The sequence below is a fragment of the Streptococcus sp. oral taxon 061 genome (assembly GCF_964211575.1).
In the GTDB taxonomy this organism is placed as follows: Bacteria; Bacillota; Bacilli; order Lactobacillales; family Streptococcaceae; genus Streptococcus.
Map to the genome: position 1 here is coordinate 83,280 of NZ_CAXOQQ010000008.1, position 22,542 is coordinate 105,821.

Below are 22,542 nucleotides of genomic sequence, written 5' to 3' on the forward strand. Positions count from 1 at the left end.
ACTTCCTTACTTTACACGACTAACAATTTTCTTAGCTGCTTTTTGAGGGTCATATTCTTTCACTGAAACTTCCAGTTTAACCTCTCGATCAATACCAAAGAATTCTTTCAATCCTTGAGTGATTTCGTTTTGAACTACTTCAAATTTGTTAGCAATGTTATCTGAAAGAACAGCTGTACCTTCTACATAAACGAAACATTTCTTTTTCCGAGTATGTACCTGAATTTTGGGATTTTTGACCATCTTGTGTTCATCCAATAAACATCGAACAAACCCTTCAATAGCTGAATTCTTTAGTTTTAAATTATCATCTTTAGTTCCAAGTTTTATTTCCAGATATTGTTTAGGATAAAACAGGATTACTAACATCCATAATAAAACTAAGATAGACAGCCCTAAAAGCCCCCAAAATACATATCTAGCGAGATAATATTCAAATGATGTCTGTCTCCAGCTAGTCAATTGAATCCCTAAATCACTAACCTGGTGGTAATCTATCAAAATAGGAAGGAAAATTGTCAAGATTAAAATACAGAAAATAAGTAATAATATTTTCTTTGATTTTGACATATAAAATCCTTTCAATTAGTGCAACAAACCATAGCTTTACCCGTCATTATAAATTAAAAGCTATAGACTGCTTTCGAGTAAAACATTAACCTTTTTTACCCAAAAAGAATGATACCACAGAAACTACAATCACTGCACCAACAATAGATGGAATGATAGCCATACCACCTAGTGATGGTCCCCAAGTACCAAGGAGTGATTGACCTACTGATGAACCGATTAAACCGGCAAATATATTAGCAATTACTCCCATTGAGCCACCTTTTTTAGTGATTGCCCCTGCTGCAAGGCCGATAAAGCCTCCGACAATAATGGACCACAACATAATATGCGCCTCCTTTCACAATCCCAATATATCTGGGTTAAATATAGTATATCAAAATATGAGAGCGCACTCAAATTATATGCTCACGAATATATGCTTTAATAAATTTTAAAACAATATAAAAACGCTCTAGTCATTGTGACTAGAGCGTTTTCTATATATCCGAACATCTAATTTATTTCACAAAAAATGTAGTCATTCGGTTGATTTTTATTGCAATACATTGAAATTGGAAAAAATAAAAAACGCTTAAAACAAGCGTTTTTCTTATGTATTGATTCGTATTGAATGCTTACTTTACTTCTGTAAAGGTTGTGAATGTTATTTTAGCACTCTTTAAACACCGTTATATCAACGTTTTTAGATTGTTCTATAGAAAATGTAGTCATAAATGTAGTCATTTTGCTAAGCCGTCAATTTTGCAATTTCTTTGAGGTAGATTTCAACTGCTTCTGCTTTCTTTTTCGGTGCCAATTCAGCATAAGTGTCCATAGTCGTTTTAATCGACTTATGTCCCATTCTTATCTGGAGTTCTTTCCAGTTCGCACCAGCATTCAGCATCAAAGAAGCATGTGTATGACGGAAAAGGTGAAAACCATAGTTTGGTAGTCCCAACTCAGTCAAACGCTTTTTAAGCGTTGCACGTTCATTTCTATCACACATATAGTTCCCGTAAATTGTCGGAAAAATTAGATCCACAGTTGGTAAATCATGACTCTCAAAGTAATCACTCATCTCAGCATGAAAAGCTTTCAAGTCATCTAGGACTTGTCTCGGGACTGCAACTCTTCTGTTACCAGAATCAGTTTTGGCACTGTTCTTACAAACAATCTCACCCTTAATCCCAAGTTTCTTACTTCCAACTTTCCACATCAGCGTCTTATTAACGATGATTTCATTGGAATCAAAATCGAGATCATGAATCGATAAAGCAAGAAGTTCATTGATTCGAAGCGCAGAAGCTAACAGCGTGTCGCAAATAACTTTAAATCTTCGATTAGCTCGTGTGTCAGGAAGAGTATCAAGATAGTTCAGCCAAGTACCCAAATCCTCTCCGTGCAATACCATAATTCTCTCCTTAACCACCTTTGGTTTTGGAGGAATTTTTACTGTCCGAGCTGGATTATGAGAAAGTTCGAAATTCGTGATTCCATAATCGAAAATATCACTAAGCTTATAGATAACTGCGCCGAAATCTTTTGCGTGTCCCTTTTTGGATTTTTTAACACCTGATTCAACAGATTTTTTAGATTGTTGGGCTAATTTATTAACCCAAATCTGAATGTCTGCAGATTTTATTTCTTCAGGCCTATATTCTCCAAACTTAGGGATGATATAGGTATCAAGATAGCTTCGAACTCGGTTAATCGTATTCTGAGAAGTCACCCAAGTTACAAAACTGACAAACCAGGCTTCAGCTAACTCCTCAAAATTATTAATCAGCAAGGTTTCTTTTAAAGTTGATCCCTTCGCTTCAAATTCAATCCGAGCTTGAATGATTTTTCTATCAAGACTTTTTAAAGTTTTGGCAGTTATAGATGATGTAACTTTTTTACCAGTCTTAATATCTACACCAATATACACACCACGTTGCGTATAACTAACAGTTCCATTACTCTTGGTAGTTTTAATGACTTTTCGATTGTTGTGAATGATAGTTTCTTTCTGCATAGTAGCCTTTCACGTTCGGATATATAAAAGGCTAAAATAACAACCTCACACTATTCCATGTGATATTACTATTTTAGCACATTTCTTAGAATTAAGGAGTTAAATAGTTCAACACATCCTCCATTCTGTAATAGACTGTGCGAGTCCCCTCGATTGGTGGTTCAAGACGCCTTAGTCCGGTCTTCTCCCAAGACTTCAACGTGTTTGGTGAAATCTTAAGTATCGAAAGCAGCTCTTTCTGAGTAAGAATACTTACATGCTTTTGAGTAGCTTCTTGTTTCTGCATCAAAGCTAGCAAACAATTCAAAATTTGTTCGATTTGATTCAGCTTTATAAGTTCATTATTCGTCATTCTTCACTCTCCTTTTTATGACTTGAGTGTCTACGTGAATCGAGATACTTTGCGAAAAAGTATGTCTTATCAATGATGAGATTTAACAGCGACGGATTCTCAACTCGTGCATATCTAACAAGGTTGTTAAACTCAGTAAAGTTGTGTTCTTCGATAATATCAATCACAGTTGAAAGAAATTGTTCGTTATTGTTAGTGATTAGAAATTTCTCCAATTCAAAACCACAACCTGATTCAATTTCATCGATATTGTAGAGTGTTTTATCAGGATTCTCTGCGTGTATGAAATAATCATACATACCTTTTGGTGACATGACCACTTCTACATGAGAAGGTGCATGCAGTTTTTCAGTTAGTAACTCTGAGACCTGCGTATAGCTTTTAAGTGATTCGAAAAATAGGACTCCGTGCTTATGCGCTTTTTTAAATTCTCCTGTTGCTTTATTTACATCCTTATCGTGCCAAGGACTCAATACAAATGGAATATGCATTTCCTCTAGAATATCAATATAATTTTCCGGTGTACTTTCTTGATAAATCAGAAATGCCCATTTATTCGAACGTTTATCTTTGACCATGAATATCTCCCTTCAATTAGCATTTTCAATTTGTCTGCAATTAGTCTGGTTATTGATTATTGAACCAATGGGTCGTAGTAGCCCCAATAGGAATAAATATTTTTGGAAAATAGAGTGTATTTGACATTCACTACGTGTGTCAAACACTCTATTTTCACTACCTTTTTGAACCTTTATAAAACAATTTATTTCCAATTCTCACCGGAGATGAAAAATAAAAGTTTGGATTGTAATTCGAGATTTCTTCTTTTACATGTGATACTATATTTTTTAAAATGTGCTGTGATTGTTGAGCTACAGGATATTTTAAAACAACTAGCACACTCTCATTTCGTACATCAACAATACAATTTGAGAGTGATTTATTGAAATCTCGTAAAATTTGATTTCTTTGAAAACTATTTGCAGAAGTTGAGATAGTCTCATGTTGTATTAAAAAATAACGTAGTCTCATAGTTTGTCTCACCGATTCAAAATAATTTGATACTTTGTCTGTTTTATATCTTTCTATCAGCTCAATTATTAATAAAGTTAACAGAAGGAGAAATAGCACAATAGCAACTAATAAAAATATCATAGAAACCAAATACAATTTATTTTGGATTACAACAATTTTTCTTGAAAAAACTTCATTATTAAACAAAATTATTAAAAGACGAGAAGTTATACTCAAGATAGTATTAATAATTACAAAAGCCAATAGATATCTAGATAGATTGAATGTCTTCTGAAAAAATGTCTTCTCCATTACAAAATTCCTTTCTTTGTGTAATAAGTCGGACAAAGCAGCGGAAGAACTTGATAAGGATGTTCGTTATCAATAATTTGAATTAAACCTGTACCCTTACCAATTGGAATCACAATACCTTCTGGATCTAAGTCTGGAAACAAAAATTGTGTTGTCTTTTTATTGATATTTCCAATCTGCATGAGTACATTCAGCTGTTCACGAACTGAAACTGGAATTGTATTATGATCGAAACGCTGACTAACAAGTAGAAGATGTACTCTAGTAGCTCGTCCAAGAAGAGCAACTTGTGATAAAAGTGAAAAGAAAGACTCCTTTATCGTTTTGTTAACACCTTCAGAAAGAGCTAGTACCTCGTCTATGACAATAGTTAAATGTTTAAACTGTTGGTCAGGATTTTCATAGAGAAGTTCTTGTCGTTCTTGAATAAGATTCAAACATGAACTTAGATTTTCATTTATCTCTGATACAAAATCTGATTTAGATCGATTTCTTTGAGGATGGAGAACAGGAAATCCATTTTCCCGGACCCAACGACTAGGTGTATCAAACTTAGGATCCACAATGATTAAATCGGAAAAATTTTTCAGTAAACTTAGAAAATAAGTCAAAGCATATGATTTCCCTGAACCACTATTTCCTGCGATAGCTATAGAAGTTACTTTATTAAAATCCAGAGTTAGATTTTTCATTATTGGTACTGTGTTAATTTCTTGCTTCAAAACAAACTGATCTAAATCTGAAATTACAAGTCTTTCTGAAATTCCTACTTTCCAAGGGAAAAATAATCCTCTTTGAACGTGGATATCATCGGTTTCAAGAGCAACAAAGTAAGCAGAATTTTGTTTAAGTACTGTATATCGTGGATAAAGAGCAGCGTTAGCAATCAGAAAAATCTTCTGATAGAGTTCATCATCAATAATGAAACCTGCTGGTAGTCTTGGTATAAATAGAAAGCCATCTTGCATGATTGTCGTGTGAAAACTATTACTGTAGCTAGTTTCCCCTTGCATGATAGCTCCAAGCCCCATATTCAGGGCTTGGAGCAAGTATTGAGCAAGTTCCTTAGTAGTCATTATTATTTGACCTCTTTGATTCCATTCGCACGAAAATAGACATTGTAGCCAACTTCGCAAGCCTCTAGATTATCAAAATCAATCATCGCTAAATATGGTGGAAGGGCAACTTCCGTTTCGAATTTGACTTGGAATGGTGGCAACCCTTTCTGAGAGAACCAGGCCTTGTGTCCGATAATCTCACCAGTTGGCTGACTATCTTCAAACTTGATTTGCGGTTCAAATTCAGTACTTAGACAATGAATTGGTTGTTTCTGATCAACATATTGTTTAGCTGTGTTAGCTGAGTAGCCATTTTTACGATTATTTGTACGCATAACGTACCTCCTTTACTTTTTCTTAGCTAAGATAACTACAGTTTACCAAAGAGATTACTGATAGACCGTCAAAATTTTTGACGGTTAAAAAACTATTATTGTGATAATAAACAAGCTAATTCAATAAGCCAGTCGCAAATTTTCTCCGAAATTTCATTGGATGTTTCTTCAACTGGAAACGTTGGAAAAAGATTTAACAAACTTGCGATAAATTTGTCAATAATATTTTTTTCAAAATTTTCAAATTTAATATCATTTTTTCCATATCTTCTGTTTAAAAAAAGAAAAAGTTGTGGTCGGAGCAATGATTCTTCAAAATGTGAATCTGTTTTTACAGCTTCTAAAATTTCTGAAATAAGGCCTGTAGAAAACTTCTCATTGGGGAAAAAAAGATCTTTAGGTGTATTAATTCCCAAGCTTTCTTGAAATGCGTCTGCAGCTTTATTTGTCATATTTCGCTTCCCTTTCAAAATTTCTCTAACCGCAGTACTACTCAACATTTCAATATCATCTTGACCACATGTTCGGCCTACTTCATCTTGTTTCAAACTCTTCTCTTTCATTTGTTCTTTCAAATACTTTCCTAATTTTTTTCTATATATTTGAACAATAATTTCTTTATTATGCATTATACTACTCTCCTTTTTTAGGCAAAAAAAAGAGCCATTCGACCGATGGCTCTTTGATTTTTTAATTTGTAATAGTAGTATGCCACAAAAAACAATTTAAAAAATTTAACTTGGAACACTTTAGTCCCTATGTTAGATTTTAAATATAATTAATGTTTTATGTACAAACAAATACCTACTGAAATAAACGCTTCAGTAGGTATTTGTTTGTATCAAAGTTTTAGAAATTAGTCTGATTCAATCAAGACTCTCATTACATGGATTATTTTGTATTAGATTTCCATATAAAAGATATGTAGTTATTTAGTGGATTTAATCTTCTTAACTAGGCCAGGCGTATCATTATAATGAGGGCGATTGCACTTTTCAACTGTTATATACAAATCTTTAAGCAAATTTATACTGGTCAGGACTGCTTCTCCGGTATTTAATTTTTTAAGTTGATTTATTTGGTTTTCAGACAAATGATTTTGAATTGCCTTTAATTCATCAGGCGCTGTAAGTCTATGAATTACCAATGTTCCAATTTGTCCCAGTAATATTTTATCTACATCATTTGGATTCTGCGTTGTCAAAAAAAGAAAAATACCTTTCTTTCGCCCTTCTCTTGCAATACTATTCAAGCCCGTATGGTAGGATATTCCATCATTAGTCACTCCTCTTGTATATCGATGAATTTCATCTACAAATATTACAAAAGGATTTATACTATCTTTGTCAATATTAATGATATAGTTTGTTATTAAATCTATAATCATCCCACCTATTTCATCAGTCGTACCAATTTTCGAAACATCGATATACAACGACTTTTTTGTATCACTTTTTACCCAATTATCAATAATATCTAACAAGCCTTGGCCACTTGAGCTAAAGAAGCTTAAGAAACTTGTATTAGATAGTTTATAGTCTATTTTTTGAACTAAATATTGATTGGAATTAAAGTTAAAATCATCATAGATAAAATACAAATCTCTTCCCCGTTTTTCTCTTTTTATAGCTTCATTCGCAACCTGTTCAGATAAGAGGCTGATATCAAATTCTTTATCACTTGGAGATAATGAATTTATGTTTTGAATTACTTCATTTACTTTTTTTTCAAATTTTATATATACCAGGTAAACTATTCTTTTTTTGATACCTTAATGAACTGATAGCAGATGCTAAAACTGCTGGTTGTGTCCCGCCGTTTGTTTCAAATAATATTGACCATTGTTGCATGGTTAAAGCTGAAACTGAAACAAAGGTATCTTCTCCAAGTATATATTTATCTACTTCTTCGTCTTCAAATGAGTCTGAATACTCCCCTGTTGGATCTATTATTAAAGTCCTTATACCATCATTGATTAGTTTATCCAATATACTCAAAGCTGAGGTAGATTTTCCACTATTTGTAGTACCAACTGTCATTAAGTGTCTATCAAATAATGTTTTAGACTGTAATTTAACAGAATAATCCTGTGGACCAAAAGCAAGATTAGCAAAAGGTGACAACTGTTTTTCAATACCAGGATCGACCTCTATTGATTGAATAAAAAGCTCCACAGCATTTTCATTTGCGATATATACCTTATCAGTGATACCAACTGTCTTTGTTCCATTTAATTTAAAATATTTTTCACCAAGTGGTATATATCCCAGTATGTCAATACTTATTTCCGGAAATATTTTTTCCTGCTGACCGTTTGTTAACATCTCATGAACACTATCTGAATTCGGGACCTTAGATTGAAATATTTCTCCGAAGAATAAACCATTGCTTGAATCAATTAAAACATAGTAATTAATCGTATTAGGTGAAAGTATATCTTTCTTTAACTTCCTATATGAGAATAAAGATAAGTTCTCAATTTGAATTGTTGCATATGAACGATTTACTTGTGAAATCATTCCAAGATAATAATTACTCTTATCAGCTACTTTAAAAAAAATATCAATCTTTGTCATTTAAGTACTTCCCTTTCAAGAAATCAACTAAATCACTGTTCATGGTCGCCTTTAAAAATGTAATTGGATACCCTTCATCCATTAAATCTATAAGTTCTGCCCAATTTTGATTGTATCTCGAATCAGTCTTATCGATTAACTTGAATTTCCCCTCATCCTTGCTGTACTCTCTATTCGGATCAATATTAAAATCGGTAACCAAAAGTTTTAAACTTGTGTTATTTTTCAAAGCTTGAGTTACCATTTTGGAAATGTGAACATCTGCGAAACTGAATCCAGATGAAATCAACAAAGTGTTTGGACGCTTTATAAGATCTTGAAATTTTGTAAAGAGTTCAAAATATGGTTCTTGGTAACTTTGGGCATATTTATCAGAACTTGGAAAAACCATCACCATTTTATCTGTATCTGTGATGCTATCTTTAGCTTTTCTCAGAATAGTTCCATCATCTTGTTTTTCCCAGGTAAGTGAGCCATGTATTTTTAAAAGATTGAATGTCTTATCCTTATATTCAACCTCTCTGGTGTTGATATTCTGAACCTCCTTTACAAGATTCCATTCAAACATACTGCTATCAAACTTCGGTATTGGAGTGAAATTAAATCCATCAAAAATAACAAAATTATTTGTTGCAGCAGCTTCTTCGATTAAAACATCATAGTTTGTCGTAATAACCGAAAACTTATTTCCATCCTTACCTGATAGGCTTGACAAAAAGTTTAATAATTTACCATGTTTCAATTCCTTACTGTCATATGAATAATTTGTATTTTCTTTAATCAGTTGTAAAATCTTTTTGATACTATTATTAAATTTTTCTTTATCTGTATCAGGTACAAATGGTCGATAATGGAATAGCGTTGATAAGAAATCTTCGAGATTAAATCCACTGTATAATCTAGGCGTATCGGATTCTCCAAGTTCTTCTTCATCTAATATATTTCCATTTTTGTACATACATTGTCTAGCCAACTCTTCTAGCGTATATAATTCATTCGCTTCATGAAGTTTTAAAAACACATCATCAGCAATCATTTTTACTGTCTTTCCATAATTTGGATTTAAATCATGTGTCACTGACGCTCCAGCACCTGCTAGAAAAACAATATTTGAATATTTTTCACCGTAAACTATTTTACGAATTTTTTCACTAATTACACGCTCGAAGTCAATTTTTGTAAAATCTTTTTTGGATTCCTCTTGAGAGGCAGGAGATTCTAGTTCCCCGTTTGAATCGTAGAAAACAATCTCTCCATTTTTCTTTTTCTCCAGTCCATATGAAATTGTATTAGATAAATAGTGTAATTCAATTTTTTCATAATCTTTATCTTTTTCTTCGTCGTAAAAGAAATCCATGATTTTACTCCTCCACCTCAAATTTAGGTAAACTATTGATTAAATCAACTGTTTGTACAGATACATTGATGATTCTCAAAAGCAAATTGAAGATGTACTTTTCATCATCACTATAGTCATTTGGATCATCCGTAATTCCTGATTTTTTATCGGTTTTAACTTGATACTGATCCATTATCCATTCAATAGCAGAGCGCCCATTCACAACATATTCATACGCTTTTTCAGGAATATTACTAATGGTGATGTCGCTGTTAAAAATGATTGTAGATAAATCATTTACTGATTTTCCTTTTTCATCACGCTTCTTGGCGAATCTCATTTTGGTTACTTTGTAACTTGGATTAACGAATGGTGTAATCTCTACTCTATCATAAACAGGAACTGCTTCATAATTGAGATGCAAGTTCATTAACTTCTGACCAACTTCGACATATTGATATGTAGGCTCATTTTGTAAGTATGCACGTGCTAGATATTCAAAATATGTTCCTCGATCTCGCTGTGTTTCAGCAAGTTCATTAATCTGATGTACTAAATTATCAAAAGTCATTTTATTTCTCCGTTTTGAAAGATAAACTATTATTTAATTGGTAGCAGACCAAAAGCTTACAATACCGTTTTTGTTACTATTATACCATACTTAGATAATTCATATTATTGCTATTTATAATCAGTAAAATAGCAACTATAAGAATAGTTGCTACAGGATTTTATGAAGGAGTTTAATTTATAGTTGGATTACTTTTAATAGCTTAGAATGAATTATTTTCCCATTAAAATACGATAATTTTTTTTCGATTTCAGAGATAAAAGCTATTCTAGCAGGAACAGATTTTCCCTTAGAATTATTTACATCGAAATCTTGCTCGCAAGGAATAAAGTTTAATTCATGCGATAAATGATTGAAAACAACTTTTGGAATTTTTAAACTACATAGATAATACCTAGTTTCATCATTTCGAAAAATTCTTAGGTAGAAGTTGTTCCACTTATCTTGCACTAGAAACAATCTGCATTCTCCATAATACATTACAAGATGGTCAGATTCTTCCATTTTTCTTAACTGTAATGATCTTCGAGGCAAGTATTTTCTAATACCATTTTCATTTGTTAATTCGTAATTTTCATCATCACCTTCATCAACATCATCATTAGGATTTTGATTTTGAGGTAGATTTACCACAATTATTCTATCTTCTAAAATACGTTCTAACATTTGTTCAGCTCTGTCAGGAACGATTTGATCATAGAATACTCTTAATTCTCTTCTAGCAGCAGGTTTAAGTAAGTACTCACAATTTTCTGTATGAACAGAGTTGGGGTAAGCAGCAAGGTAAATTCCATTACTATTCTCTTTTATAGATAATCGTACTTGTTTACACCCAGGACATAGTAGTTGATCTCTGTATCTGTCTCTTGTTGCTTGTTTGTTTCTATAGAATTCCTCTTCTAGTACGTGAAGTTCAAGTATTTCATTGTTGCTTATACAGTACTGATATTTATTTGTTTCAGGCATAATTATTCCTTCTTAATTATATAAATAAAAGGTAAAGATGTTTGTATTTTATTATACCATAATAGTACAAAATACTCTAATACATAAGGTATCCATAGTTGTTACTAAAGGGTAGGTGGTAGCATAAGCTAGTGAACAAAGAAGTTATTTGTTGTAAGTGTATTAAGTGTAATAATTTTAAGATGTTAATGTTATAATAAACTGGAGGAATTTTTATGGAAGATAATTTAAACCCTAATATTGACCCACGTATAAAATTCAAATTGTTACCACCAGCTACTATTATTAAAAATTTTGTTGATGGAGAGTCTGATTGTAATTATGAGAACTATTTGTTAGAGCTACTTAATAAATCATCTCATTTTAAAAAAAGGGGACAATCTCTTTTCTCTAAACCGTTCAATGAAAATAATGGTCAATGTGATGCAATCTCGAAAAGTTATGAAATAGACTTTAAATTATTATCATCTAGCATTAGATTACAAGCTAGTCATTTGTTTTCTCCGGGCATTAGCAATTATGGCGATGGTATAATTGGTATTCATGAAAGTAAAAAGAAATTCGGTGAAGTAAAAGCTACTCAGATTCATGTTGCATTCCGAACAAGAGATATATCAGAGCTCACTCGATTAAGGGAAAACTTTTTAAATATTAGAAATTATGGTATTAAAAGAGATATCATAAAAGTGTTGAAAATGCTTGAAAAACAGAAAAACCTTTTATTATTTTTTCCATATTCGTTTGAGCTGATTGATATACTAGAGACAGATAATTCGGATGATATTATTGTAAGCGCGTTAAATTATGATTTCCACTCACTATTTGAATACAGAAGTTTAAAAGCGAAGGGATTTGATACCTATTTTGTAACTATATTTCAAGATAGATTTTATATTTTTTCTATTCTTGACGATACCCTCTGTTTAATTGAGAAAGTAGATTGTATGTCACTGCCTACATTTATTAAATTAAAGAATTACCATCTATAAGGAGGACGAGTTATTGATCAATCCAGATTTTTACAAAAGACTAGCAAAGATATTCTGTGGAGATGAAATAGAGCTGTTTACTTATAAATCAGGGCCTCAGCTAGTTTCTTTTTTCAATACCCATTTCCATACTCAAGATAGTTATGGTCAGGGTTTTCCTACAAGATGGGTATATGTGAATGACAAGCTGTTGGACTTTTCATCTAGAGGCATTATCAATTCATTTTTCAACATTATACTCAGCAAACAATATCTTTTAACAGAGCGTCAGATAAGTGAAGTGGATACTATAGAGCATCAGCAGAAAATAATAAATGAATTAGATAAAATTTGTTCTGTTTATTCTTTAAAAATCTCAAAAAAGGGGAATGAGTTTTATTTAGTGGAAATTGATGCAGATTTAGTTGAGATTGGGAAAGGGGGCTTCGCTGATATTTATTTCCAAAAATCTACAGGATTGGTGTTAAAAAAATTAAATGAGGAATCTGTTAGACGTGAGGCTTTGAGAAGTAGATTTAAGAGAGAGTATGAAATAACCAAATCTTGTTCTGATATTGAAAATGTTATCAGAGTGTATGATTTTGATAGTGGTAGTTACTCCTACACAATGGAAAAAGCTGATTATACATTGGCTAATTATATTGAAGAAAGTGAATTAACAGGGGATTCCAAAATCAATATACTACGCCAGATACTTCACACTATGTCTCTTGTCCATCAAAAAGGAGTTTTGCATAGAGACTTAAGCCCAACTAACATCTTTTTTGTGAATGGTGTAATCAAAATTGCTGATTTTGGTTTAGGAAAAAACCTAAATACTCTGACATCTCATCAAACAATGGACACAACTTCCTTTGGTCAACTCTTTTATTGCGCACCAGAGCAATTAACGCTTTTAAAAGATGCCGATAAACGAAGCGATGTGTATTCGCTGGGACGTATTATTAATTTTGTTATGACTAAGTATCCTAATATTTCTTCTCATTCACTTCGTTCTGTTAGTGAAAAAGCTACGAATTTAGAACCTGATTATAGGTATCAAGATGCTACTGAAATGTTGAGTGCATTAAATGCATGGTTGAGAATTAGAAGTGACGATGCTTTTAAGAAGGCAATATGGGAAAAAATTAGCAACGGTGTTTTTGATGACGACATAGAAAACTATATCTATGAAATGCCAGCAAGAGATTTATGTCAAGCATGTATAAAAAAAAGTAATGTTTTTATTGAAAGCTTAATGATCTTTATGAAGTTAGATGATACACATGCGATTTATATCATTCAGACGATTCATTCTAACTACGAGCAATATTTGAAACGATTTGAAGATGCAGACTCTTTTGCTACCCTTTCTTATAGAGTTCTAAAGGAACAATTTTCATTCAATGTTAAAGAAGTGGCTGCTCAGATTTTACACTATGTAGCCTATGAAGTTGGGCGCTTTTCTGCTCAGCGTAAGATAGATAACTTGATTGAAAATGGGATTGAACCAATGATTGAATCCATATTAGAAAGATAGATTAGGAGGAGATGTAATGACAAACGATGAATATTTTAATGAAATAGAGACATATTTCATTAAATTAAGAGAATATCGCGAGAAATCAAAGTCAATAGCTGCTGGTATTATTGGTGAAAATCTTACTGAAGATGATTTATTTTTTATTTCTGCACTTAACAGACGAGTTCAATTTATTGATGGAATAATGAACTTATTAAGAACGAGAAATCTGACTTGTACAGGAATTATAGTACGAACACAACTTGATAACCTTATGAGAGTCTTTGCAGCTTTTATATCAGAGGACAGAAGATCATTTATTAAAGAGACATTAAGTGGTACACCTATTAGGAATATGAAAGATAATCAAAATGAAAAGATGACTGATGCCAATCTTAAGAAAAGGATGTCGAAGTATTATCCTGAAATTGAAGAAATTTACAATAAATCATCTGGTTATGTTCATTTGTCTGAAGTCGCATTTCATGAAGCCTTTTGGACCGAACGTTTTGAAAAAGAAGACAAAATTAAATTTTCAGTTGGATTACCCCCAAGAGAAAAACTAAATCCTATTTTAATTGAGTGTGCTGAAGTATTCTGTCACTTTACAGAGATTGAATATGATTTTTACCAAAAAATCATTGATTCAAAAAAAGTTTTTGATAATAAACAAAAAGATATTTTTGAATTAATGTGAACTATATTAAACTATCAATAATTACGAAGATAAAAAATAAATAATTGGGGGGAAATGAATTATGACAACAAATAGTATTAACTCAGATATCACATTGATATCGATTGCTCATAACCAATATGGTGATGAGTTGAACATTGATGATTGGAATTGTGAGTTTAAAAATTGGAAAATGCTACCAATTAAAGATGGTAAATATTATAATTTTTTGAAGAAAGTAGAAATAGATTGTAGAGTGACCCATGAACCTATATATCGGGAAAACCCAATAATGTGGAAGGTTATACTTAGAAAAAAACCAAACGCTAACTATTTCGTTTCTAGCCTAAATATTGTAAATCATAATATTACTGGAAGTAATAATGCTGAAATAAATTCTACTTCAGAAGAGAGCATTAAGGACAAAGGGCATTTTATTGCCGATTCATTTGATAAATTCCTACTTACAGAGAATGAACTTAAGGAAAATAGATTCAAAGTTCAACAATTTTTTGGTCTAGGGAATAAAAGAAACGTCTCACCTCAAGATTATAGAGCAAATAGAAATTCTAAAGCATTTACTGGACAATTGAAATTTGAACAAAAAATCTTAAATTTCTTAAACAAAAGTACTAATATGGATGATGAAATATACTATGAAATAGAAGAAATCAAGTTTAATCAAAACATATTCGGTCGGAGAATATTCATAAAATGGCCTTCTGAAAATCCTGATTTTACTCATGTTTTTATTCCAGAATGCCGTAAATAGATGTTATTATTAAACATATCAATAAAAAAAGAAATTTTACAACTTTGTGTTTGGATATATTAAAAAGCTAATACTATTTTGATAATTGAGAGGAATTAAACAATGAAATATACAAAGGAAATAGATAGTTTAAAAGATTACATAGATTTTATTATAGAATATAGTTTAGAATCTAATACGGAACTCTGGTATAGAGGGCATCGAGATGACTCTTGGTCCTTAAGACCTAATATTTTTAGGAATCAAATTTTAGATATGCCTGCTGATAATAAGGTTCACCCAATTAAGTATAAAAATTTTATAAATTTTAAAGATGAGATTATAGAATTTAGAAATCAATTTAAACATAAAAAAAATTATAACTCTGATTTCAATTTATTCCATTATACATTCATTGGTCAACATCATGGTTTACAAACACCTGCACTAGACTGGTCTACAGATCCTCTTGTAGCTTTATATTTTGCTTTGGATAACTATAAATATATTGAAGATGGCCCATTTCCAGTCATTTATGTTTTACATCCTAATAAGTTAAATGAATATTCAAGGGTGGTTTCGAATGAGATTCATATTACAGAACCTCTAATTGTTGATGAACTAAATGATGAGTGTTTTACAGAGTGGTTTGAGGATTTAAATAATACCCCCTTCAATCTTAGCCCACTTGCGGTCAAAAGTAATCTGGATTTGCAGTGTCAAAGAATTTCTAGACAATCTGGTGTATTTACGCTTCATGAAGCTAGACACTTAAAATCTCCCGATTGGTTTGCTAGAATTCCGGATTTTGGTATAGCACTTAAAATCAATCCCCAAAAAGCTGTAGAAATAAGAAAATATCTAAATTCATTAAACATTAATAAAGCTACAATTTATGGAACTGGAGTTGATAGTAAAGAGTTATCACAGATAGCAGAAGAAATTGCCAATAAAACTGACAAAATATAGGTTGGTTTTAACATTTAAACAAAATTTCTAGCATTTTTTTATAAGAAATTATCTAAATAATAGATTGAATAAATTTTATAATATAGAAAACGCTCTAGACAATATGACTAGAGCGTTTTTCTTATTATGCGACTTTCAGTTCGTCTCGCTCCGTTAGGTGCGAGTTAAAAAACACCCGCTATTTAACTACACCCCAAAAGTTAGACAGAAAAAATTTAACTTTTGGAGTGTTTTATAATGAAATTAACTTATGAAGATAAAGTTCAAATATATTAATTAAGGAATTGTGGTTTTGTAGTGAACCAAAAAAGGTCCGACGTTTGAGGAAAGCTCTTGGTTTAAGTGCTCGAATTCATCGTAAACAGAAGTATTCTTCATACCAAGGAGAAGTTGGCAAGAAAGCAGAAAATCTCATTCAACGTCAATTTGAAAGCTCTAAACCAATGGAAAAGTGTTATACGGATGTGACAGAGTTTCAATTCCATCAAACAGTCAAAAACTCTACTTATAACCAGTTTTAGATGGCTTTAATAGCGAAATTATCGCCTATAATCTTTCTACGTCACCGAATTTGATACAAGTGAAAGATATGCTAGAACAAACCTTTACAGAGGAACATTACGAAAATACAATTCTCCATAGTGATCAGGGATGGCAATATCAACACGATTTTTATCACAGATTTTTAGAGAGTAAGGGAATCCAGCCGTCCATGTCACGTAAGGGGAATAGTCCAGACAATGATATGATGGAGTCCTTCCTTGGTATTCTTAAGTCTGAGATTTCTTATGGTTATGAGAAGTCGTTTAAATCACTTAATCAATTAGAACAAGCTGTTGTAGACTTTATTAATTACTACAACAACAAACGAATTAAGGTAAAACTAAAAGGACTTAGCCCTGTGCAATACAGAACTAAATCCTTTGGATAAATTAATTGTCTATCTTTTTGGGGGCAGTACATTTTGAGAGTTATTATCTACATTATTTGCCTTTTTCTTTTGTCAACCAATATGTGATTCCTGCTGATGAAATTGCTGACAAAATAATCGCTAAAATAACCCATACTCTGTTATTATCCACTGAAATTGGCGCTTCATATGTTTCTTTTTTAGTTTCAATTGGATTAGATAAAAAATTCATCACATTTTGATTGGTCGTTCCACCATCACGAATATTCTTCATAACAGTTTTAAAGGACTCTGCGTAGTCTCTATTCCCTTGAATAACTTCTGCTTCATTAGATATCAAATCATTCGTAGTTGAAATAGTCTTATCAACATTACCTTTAATAGTCTGAACTTGGTCAACAAATTGAGTAAACTGATCCTTCATAGTTCCAACCGCCTCATGATTTTGACTAGTTTCTTTTGATCCATTAGAAGTTGTAGACACTAATGATTCAATTGAACTATATAAGCGATTTGATGACTCACTATCATTTATTAATGTTCCGCTATTAGCATCTGAAGCTGTACCCGTCACTTCCAATTGTTTCGCTTTCGTTTCTTTCCACTTATCATACTCGGTTGATAAGGTCTTAATCGAATTGTTATACCAATCAGCTAAGTTTGTAATTTGATTTTTGAAATAATCATTTGGTAACTCAGATTCAGCCAATTCAGGCAATGCGTTGCTTGATTTTTCTAATGACTCCAAAGAGTTTTGAATTTGTTCCAACAAAGCTATACCTGACTCTTTAAACTTAGCAACTTGATCTTCTGACAACTGAGTCGCTATATCATCACGACTGATATTACCATACATATTGTAAACAGAATCTGGTGATAAGGCAGAAAAATTAATAGAGGAACTACTTGGACTTCCATAAATTGCTTGAATCATACCAGTTGTACGATCGATTTTACTTAATTTATCAAAAATATGTTTTAAATCTTTTTTCACTAAAACATCTGACTCTTCTTTATCACTACGATAAATAGTTTTCTTGATAGGAATTGTAGTTTCACCAATGTGTACTTCAAATGAAATTTCATTTTTCCCATAATGTGGTTCTAAAGTATATTCAACCGTCATAGTATAAGGCTTATCATCTGTTATAGTTTGCTCTCCTCCAACTAAGGTAGCATCTCCTGTAACATAAACTTTAGCTTTAGGAGATAAATATTTTGTCCCTTCAGAACTGGTAGAAACTCCGCTAGCCTCAACTACCGTTGATGATTCAGACGAACTACTTGATGGTTTTGTCACAGATGCCTCGACAGTTTTAGACTCAGCTTGGGGTAATTTAACTGTCAATTCCATCGTTTCTGTTACTTTATCGAGCTTATCATTTTCAATCGATAAAAATTCAAAAATAGGTAATCCACTTATAGAGGTGGCCTTCTTATCAAATTTAGTATAATTCTTAAGTAAATCTATTTTTTCATTATATTCTTTAACTTGATCAGCTGTTAGAACATTGAGTTTCTCCAATTTACTAAATAAAGTTTGGTAATCAGTTGGTTCAATACTAATGTCTGTTAGATTTGAACGAATTAAAGTTTGATAAGTTTCAGGCAAATGATTTTCAGTAATCAAACTTTTATTAATCTGATCTACAAGTGTTGCTTTAGCATCCGAAGTAAGGTCCGATTTTAAATCAACATCTTCTTTACCAAAGTAAAAGAGTGATATTTTCTTTTTCTCTTCTTCTAATTCTGTCTTGAGATGTCCAAATTCGGATTTTCTATCTTTTGTTTTATCTTGATAATCAACAATAACCTTATGATAATCAGCTACTAAATCTTCTAGTTTAGCTTGTTCAGATTTTTCCTCAGCTGTACTATTTCCAAATCGATACAATGATTTAAGCATCGAATCATTTAAACCATCTATAATTTTAGAATTTTCTTCATGCTGTTCTTTCAATGTGTTATTGGTTGTTAAGACATTCTTCTCAAATATACCCTTCTGATCATCAAAATAAGTTTTAACTTCCTTAAGTTGTTTGTCTAAGCCTATCCCTGTATTATTTAAAAGACTAACAACAGAATCAGAAAAAGCCTTTTGAGAATCTTCATAAGACGAATTCATTTTCTGTAGATTTGAAGCCAAGTCCAAAGTGCTTAACATAGACTGACTTGCTTCGTTTGACGGGCCATAGATATATTGAGAAATTTTTGTATGCGTGCCAGATTGTTCATTTACAATATTATCAACATTTCTTTTAGCATCATCTAAATTGTTGATAACACTTGAAAAATACATTTTTATAACATTTTGGTTAATAGTATTAAGGTGCTCACCTACTCGTAGCTCAACATTCTTAGATTTAACTGGATCTAAATTTGATTTAGTTTTATAAGTTATCTTTGCTCTATCAGGATTAAAACTTTCCAGTTGAGCTATTTTTTCTGAAAACTGTTGTTCGATATAAACAATTACATCAACCGATCCATTTTCAAATCGATTTTCAGCAACATTACGAGTCATGACAGTCCATTGATTTGTACTATCTTTGGATAATAAGGTTGTGAAATCGTTTCCTAAGTTATAGGCATTACCATTTAATGCCCCTCCAGCATCTTCATTTACCAGAGCAATATTCAATTTACGATCATTAACCTTATTTGTTACAGAAATTTCTTGATTCTTTAAATAAATAAATGTTGCTCCTGAACCAACCAACAAAGTTACAAAAACACTACTACCTATGATTATTTTTTTCATAACTAACCTCTCTCATTTATCTCTTTATTATACCACGAATACTAGAGTTCAGCAAGGAATACTTATAATCTTTACTCTATGAATAACACTTAGCAATTCGTAACTTGCTTATGTACTGATTTGTATACTAAATTTCTAGTCGTTTCATTTTCTCGCCATATAGAAAATCCTAGAATGAAATCCTAGGATTTGTATATCATTTTATAAGTTCTACAAAGAAACGAACATGAGTAGTTTTAAGTCTCTTTATTTCCTTAAGTTTTCTATTATCCTCAATTCATTTTATCTCGAACCCCTACCATGATATCTGTATATAAAACATCATTTATCTTGCTAGAAATATAAAATACCGGTGTAGATTCTTCTAAGTCATTATCAATCAATAAATTGGTTAAACCGTATATAGCCTTATCAAAGTTGACTGCTTCCTCCCCAGTAACTCTAGCTCCTACCATTCTAGGAACTAAAAAATAACTGTTATAGGCTGTCCCTTCAAGTAATTCATTCTCTCCTAGGTAATCCTCATGAACGGGAAGATAGACTGTGATGTTGTATGTTCCATCATCCAACTCTCCGATATGAGGGCATGAGTAAAATGGATTACTTTTAGGTGTATATCCAGCTGCTACGGCTGTTTGAACCATATCTTGAAAGGCTACTGCTATTTCATCACCAGTAATATTGTAATCGACACTTAAGACATTACTCATCATTAATGATTGATTCATACCATATGTAATTTCTGCCATTTTACTTCTCCACTGGGATAATCAAATCTACAAACAAATCATCATAAACTGGAATCAAGACCAGATATAACTTGTCTTGCAACTCCCAACCGTGGTCTCTGATGTAATCCTTCATCTCGTAGATGGACTGGTCCAAGCCATCCTCAAAAGGTACACGTTTGCTGATACCCTCAATACTTAAACTAGCTTGGTAACTTAGTTGGCTCGTTGAGTTTGTTTCTGAAATGACAGGTATATAAAGGGTAACGTCCTGTTCTTCTTCATCAAACTGAGTTGGAGTCATTTCAAAAATGGTCGGACCATCTTTATAGATGCCATTGGTATAGGGTAAGAGTTCTGTGTGGACAAACAACTCCAATAGTTCGTCCGCTTGAATCTGGACCTGGTCTGTCATCAAATGTTCCATATGAATCTGGATTTCTTTAATCATGTTTCTTTTCCTTTTTAAATCTATTTTTATCAAATTCTTTATTTTGAATCAAATCCGAAGACACTTCTATATGCTTGATTGGTCTTGTTTCCTCAATATCATGACGATGTTGGTAGGCATAGATAATCACAAACCAAGATGCATACAGAAATTGTCCAAAAACCATTAAGAGTAAAGATACTCCCCAGCCTATTAAAAAATCATAACCAAACACTCCCACTAAAATAAAGCAAGTGCTTAAAATTAAAGGTGGCCCCATCACATAGTTAAGCATAATTTTCCCAGCCTTCTCCGAAATAATTTCTTCAGAGTCCAAGTCAACCAAACAGCTCATGACGATAATAATTATAATGGCATAGATAAGGGGGAGAGATAACTTTAGAACAATAAAGTTATGGTCCCCACTCAAACTACTAAATCCAATGATGGTATAAACATGACCAGTCAAATACATGAGATAGGTTCCAAAACTAGTTAAAATTCCTCGCTTAAGATCCAGAAGAAAAACAAGATTTAAAATCCAAACAACAATCCCTGTAATAAGCAGTCCTTGATATAAGTCCTCATTTTTTAGAACCTCTAACCCTCCTGCCATAAACATAAAAAAGGCTATAGGATATAAAATAAAAATCCCATTTAATACACCCCACAGAGGAACGGGGCCTTTTATTTTGCTTCGTTGAAATTCAAAAGTTTTTTTGATTCGTTCCAGTATCATTTAAACCATCCTCTCATGCCTTTAATTAGGCTATTGACACCTTTTTTCAGGTTATCAGTGACATTAAACTTTTTATCAAGCCAGTTCAGCCCAGCTACCGCTGCAGCAGATGCTCCGATTGCTACTGCTCCAGTTACCCAAGCAGGGGCTGTTGCAACACCTAATAGACCTAACCCAACACCTGCTAAAGCAGCCCCAGCACTCGCTGCGGCAGTTGCCGCAACAGTTGTTCCTGCTGCCTTGGCCGCATCTATTACAAAACCTGTTGCCACACTGGCCTTAACTTCATTTCCTCTTAGTCCTTGACGTTTGGCCTCTTGTTCATTGTCATGGATTTTTGAGAAAGTATCAACCACATCTAAAGCAACACCAACAACTGCTGCTCCTTTTAAAAACTTACCAAACTTCGAAGCTGATTTAAAACCTTCTTTATAGTTTTTCAGGCTACCCGTTGCAGACTTAACTAAACCTTTAAATCCTCCAGATGCACCTGCCTTTCCTAAATTCCATAGACCTTTACCAGCGCCTTTGAAAGTTATCTCTTTAATAAATTCTTCTTTCAATAGGCTTCCAGTGGTAGACACAATTGATTTTCCGACACTTGCCGCTTTGGTACTAAATCGAGTTGTATCTGTAAAAGATTTGAAAACCTTACTCAATTCTTCATTATATTTAGTATAGCCTAGTTTTTTCATTATGGATTTGAAGGTCTGTGTAACACTACCATTTTTATATTGAACAACCTTATAAGTACGATTGCCACTTAACTTCTTGCTAACTTCAAAAAAGTCATCTAGTAATTGACCAAATTTTGTCGTTTCTTTTAGGACAATAGTGTCACCTCTTGTATTTTTGCTAAAACGATAAGCGGCATATAAAGCAGGTAAAATAGATTTTAAATGTTTTTTATAGCCCTTACTATTTTTATATAAATCATTCGTTGTGACGTTTTTATAAACATTAAATAATGAATCTATTAAGTTCTCATTTTCGGCCACC

22 protein-coding genes and 3 pseudogenes are annotated in these 22,542 nt (G+C 32.3%); 6 read left to right on the top strand and 19 right to left on the bottom strand.

The window, feature by feature from the left end:
- Positions 1-6: 6 nt before the first annotated feature.
- The 14 genes and pseudogenes from amaP to AB8E63_RS07290 form a co-directional block, all read right to left on the bottom strand.
- The gene (gene amaP / locus AB8E63_RS07225) at positions 7-570 is read right to left on the bottom strand and encodes an alkaline shock response membrane anchor protein AmaP (protein WP_368910571.1); all 564 of its coding nucleotides are present in this window, start codon (positions 568-570) and stop codon (positions 7-9) included.
- 85 nt (positions 571-655) lie between these two features.
- The gene (locus AB8E63_RS07230) at positions 656-895 is read right to left on the bottom strand and encodes a GlsB/YeaQ/YmgE family stress response membrane protein (RefSeq protein WP_195183617.1); all 240 of its coding nucleotides are present in this window, start codon (positions 893-895) and stop codon (positions 656-658) included.
- A 405-nt stretch (positions 896-1,300) separates the two neighbouring features.
- Positions 1,301-2,566, bottom strand: a complete 1,266-nt coding sequence (locus AB8E63_RS07235) for a tyrosine-type recombinase/integrase (RefSeq protein WP_368910573.1) — start codon at positions 2,564-2,566, stop codon at positions 1,301-1,303.
- Between the two features lie 91 nt (positions 2,567-2,657).
- On the bottom strand, positions 2,658-2,918 hold the full coding sequence (locus AB8E63_RS07240; RefSeq protein WP_368910574.1) for a helix-turn-helix transcriptional regulator: 261 nt from the start codon (positions 2,916-2,918) through the stop codon (positions 2,658-2,660).
- Positions 2,915-3,496: a replication protein gene (locus AB8E63_RS07245; RefSeq protein WP_368910576.1), complete on the bottom strand. Its 582-nt coding sequence runs from the start codon at positions 3,494-3,496 to the stop codon at positions 2,915-2,917. The genes AB8E63_RS07240 and AB8E63_RS07245 overlap by 4 nt, the downstream gene beginning before the upstream one ends.
- Positions 3,497-3,653: 157 nt before the next feature.
- Positions 3,654-4,244, bottom strand: coding sequence for a hypothetical protein (locus tag AB8E63_RS07250; protein WP_368910578.1), 591 nt, complete (start codon positions 4,242-4,244; stop codon positions 3,654-3,656).
- Positions 4,244-5,320: a cell division protein FtsK gene (locus tag AB8E63_RS07255; RefSeq protein ID WP_368910579.1), complete on the bottom strand. Its 1,077-nt coding sequence runs from the start codon at positions 5,318-5,320 to the stop codon at positions 4,244-4,246. The genes AB8E63_RS07250 and AB8E63_RS07255 overlap by 1 nt, the downstream gene beginning before the upstream one ends.
- A 2-nt stretch (positions 5,321-5,322) precedes the next feature.
- Entirely contained in the window at positions 5,323-5,637 is a 315-nt protein-coding gene (locus AB8E63_RS07260) for a hypothetical protein (protein ID WP_368910581.1), read from the bottom strand.
- Positions 5,638-5,732: 95 nt separating this feature from the next.
- The gene (locus tag AB8E63_RS07265; protein WP_368910582.1) at positions 5,733-6,266 is read right to left on the bottom strand and encodes a hypothetical protein; all 534 of its coding nucleotides are present in this window, start codon (positions 6,264-6,266) and stop codon (positions 5,733-5,735) included.
- A gap of 299 nt (positions 6,267-6,565) precedes the next feature.
- Positions 6,566-7,237, bottom strand: coding sequence for an ATP-binding protein (locus tag AB8E63_RS07270; protein WP_368910583.1), 672 nt, complete (start codon positions 7,235-7,237; stop codon positions 6,566-6,568).
- A 127-nt stretch (positions 7,238-7,364) separates the two neighbouring features.
- Positions 7,365-8,213, bottom strand: a complete 849-nt coding sequence (locus AB8E63_RS07275; protein WP_368910585.1) for a DUF87 domain-containing protein — start codon at positions 8,211-8,213, stop codon at positions 7,365-7,367.
- Positions 8,200-9,570: an SIR2 family protein gene (locus tag AB8E63_RS07280; protein WP_368910586.1), complete on the bottom strand. Its 1,371-nt coding sequence runs from the start codon at positions 9,568-9,570 to the stop codon at positions 8,200-8,202. Before AB8E63_RS07280 ends, AB8E63_RS07275 begins: the two co-directional genes overlap by 14 nt.
- A gap of 4 nt (positions 9,571-9,574) precedes the next feature.
- Positions 9,575-10,030 (bottom strand): annotated as a pseudogene (locus AB8E63_RS07285) (type ISP restriction/modification enzyme); the annotation flags it as partial.
- A gap of 270 nt (positions 10,031-10,300) precedes the next feature.
- Entirely contained in the window at positions 10,301-11,089 is a 789-nt protein-coding gene (locus AB8E63_RS07290; RefSeq protein WP_368910587.1) for a hypothetical protein, read from the bottom strand.
- 215 nt (positions 11,090-11,304) lie between these two features.
- On the opposite strand from AB8E63_RS07290, the gene AB8E63_RS07295 reads away from it, so the two are divergent.
- The 6 genes and pseudogenes from AB8E63_RS07295 to AB8E63_RS07320 all read left to right on the top strand — a co-directional run.
- Positions 11,305-12,078: a hypothetical protein gene (locus AB8E63_RS07295; RefSeq protein ID WP_368910589.1), complete on the top strand. Its 774-nt coding sequence runs from the start codon at positions 11,305-11,307 to the stop codon at positions 12,076-12,078.
- 13 nt (positions 12,079-12,091) lie between these two features.
- Positions 12,092-13,597 (top strand): serine/threonine-protein kinase, encoded by a 1,506-nt coding sequence (locus AB8E63_RS07300; protein ID WP_368910590.1) that lies wholly within the window; start codon positions 12,092-12,094, stop codon positions 13,595-13,597.
- A gap of 16 nt (positions 13,598-13,613) precedes the next feature.
- Positions 13,614-14,276, top strand: coding sequence for a hypothetical protein (locus tag AB8E63_RS07305; protein WP_368910591.1), 663 nt, complete (start codon positions 13,614-13,616; stop codon positions 14,274-14,276).
- Between the two features lie 61 nt (positions 14,277-14,337).
- Complete coding sequence (locus AB8E63_RS07310; RefSeq protein WP_368910593.1) at positions 14,338-15,027, top strand: hypothetical protein; 690 nt, start codon at positions 14,338-14,340, stop codon at positions 15,025-15,027.
- A 102-nt stretch (positions 15,028-15,129) separates the two neighbouring features.
- Positions 15,130-15,975 carry an FRG domain-containing protein gene (locus tag AB8E63_RS07315; RefSeq protein WP_368910594.1) on the top strand — a complete coding sequence of 282 codons (846 nt, stop codon included), beginning with the start codon at positions 15,130-15,132 and terminating at the stop codon, positions 15,973-15,975.
- 305 nt (positions 15,976-16,280) lie between these two features.
- Positions 16,281-16,906, top strand: a pseudogene (locus AB8E63_RS07320) (IS3 family transposase); the annotation flags it as partial.
- Positions 16,907-16,958: 52 nt separating this feature from the next.
- On the opposite strand, the gene esaA reads toward AB8E63_RS07320, so the two are convergent.
- The 5 genes and pseudogenes from esaA to AB8E63_RS07345 all read right to left on the bottom strand — a co-directional run.
- Positions 16,959-19,646: a type VII secretion protein EsaA gene (gene esaA / locus AB8E63_RS07325; RefSeq protein ID WP_368910596.1), complete on the bottom strand. Its 2,688-nt coding sequence runs from the start codon at positions 19,644-19,646 to the stop codon at positions 16,959-16,961.
- A gap of 272 nt (positions 19,647-19,918) precedes the next feature.
- Positions 19,919-20,374, bottom strand: a complete 456-nt coding sequence (locus tag AB8E63_RS07330) for a DUF5085 family protein (RefSeq protein ID WP_241767293.1) — start codon at positions 20,372-20,374, stop codon at positions 19,919-19,921.
- Positions 20,375-20,396: 22 nt separating this feature from the next.
- Entirely contained in the window at positions 20,397-20,825 is a 429-nt protein-coding gene (locus tag AB8E63_RS07335; protein WP_368910598.1) for a hypothetical protein, read from the bottom strand.
- Positions 20,818-21,543, bottom strand: a complete 726-nt coding sequence (locus AB8E63_RS07340; RefSeq protein ID WP_368910599.1) for a hypothetical protein — start codon at positions 21,541-21,543, stop codon at positions 20,818-20,820. Before AB8E63_RS07340 ends, AB8E63_RS07335 begins: the two co-directional genes overlap by 8 nt.
- Positions 21,540-22,542, bottom strand: a pseudogene (locus AB8E63_RS07345) (virulence protein); the annotation flags it as partial. The gene AB8E63_RS07340 and the pseudogene AB8E63_RS07345, both read right to left, overlap by 4 nt.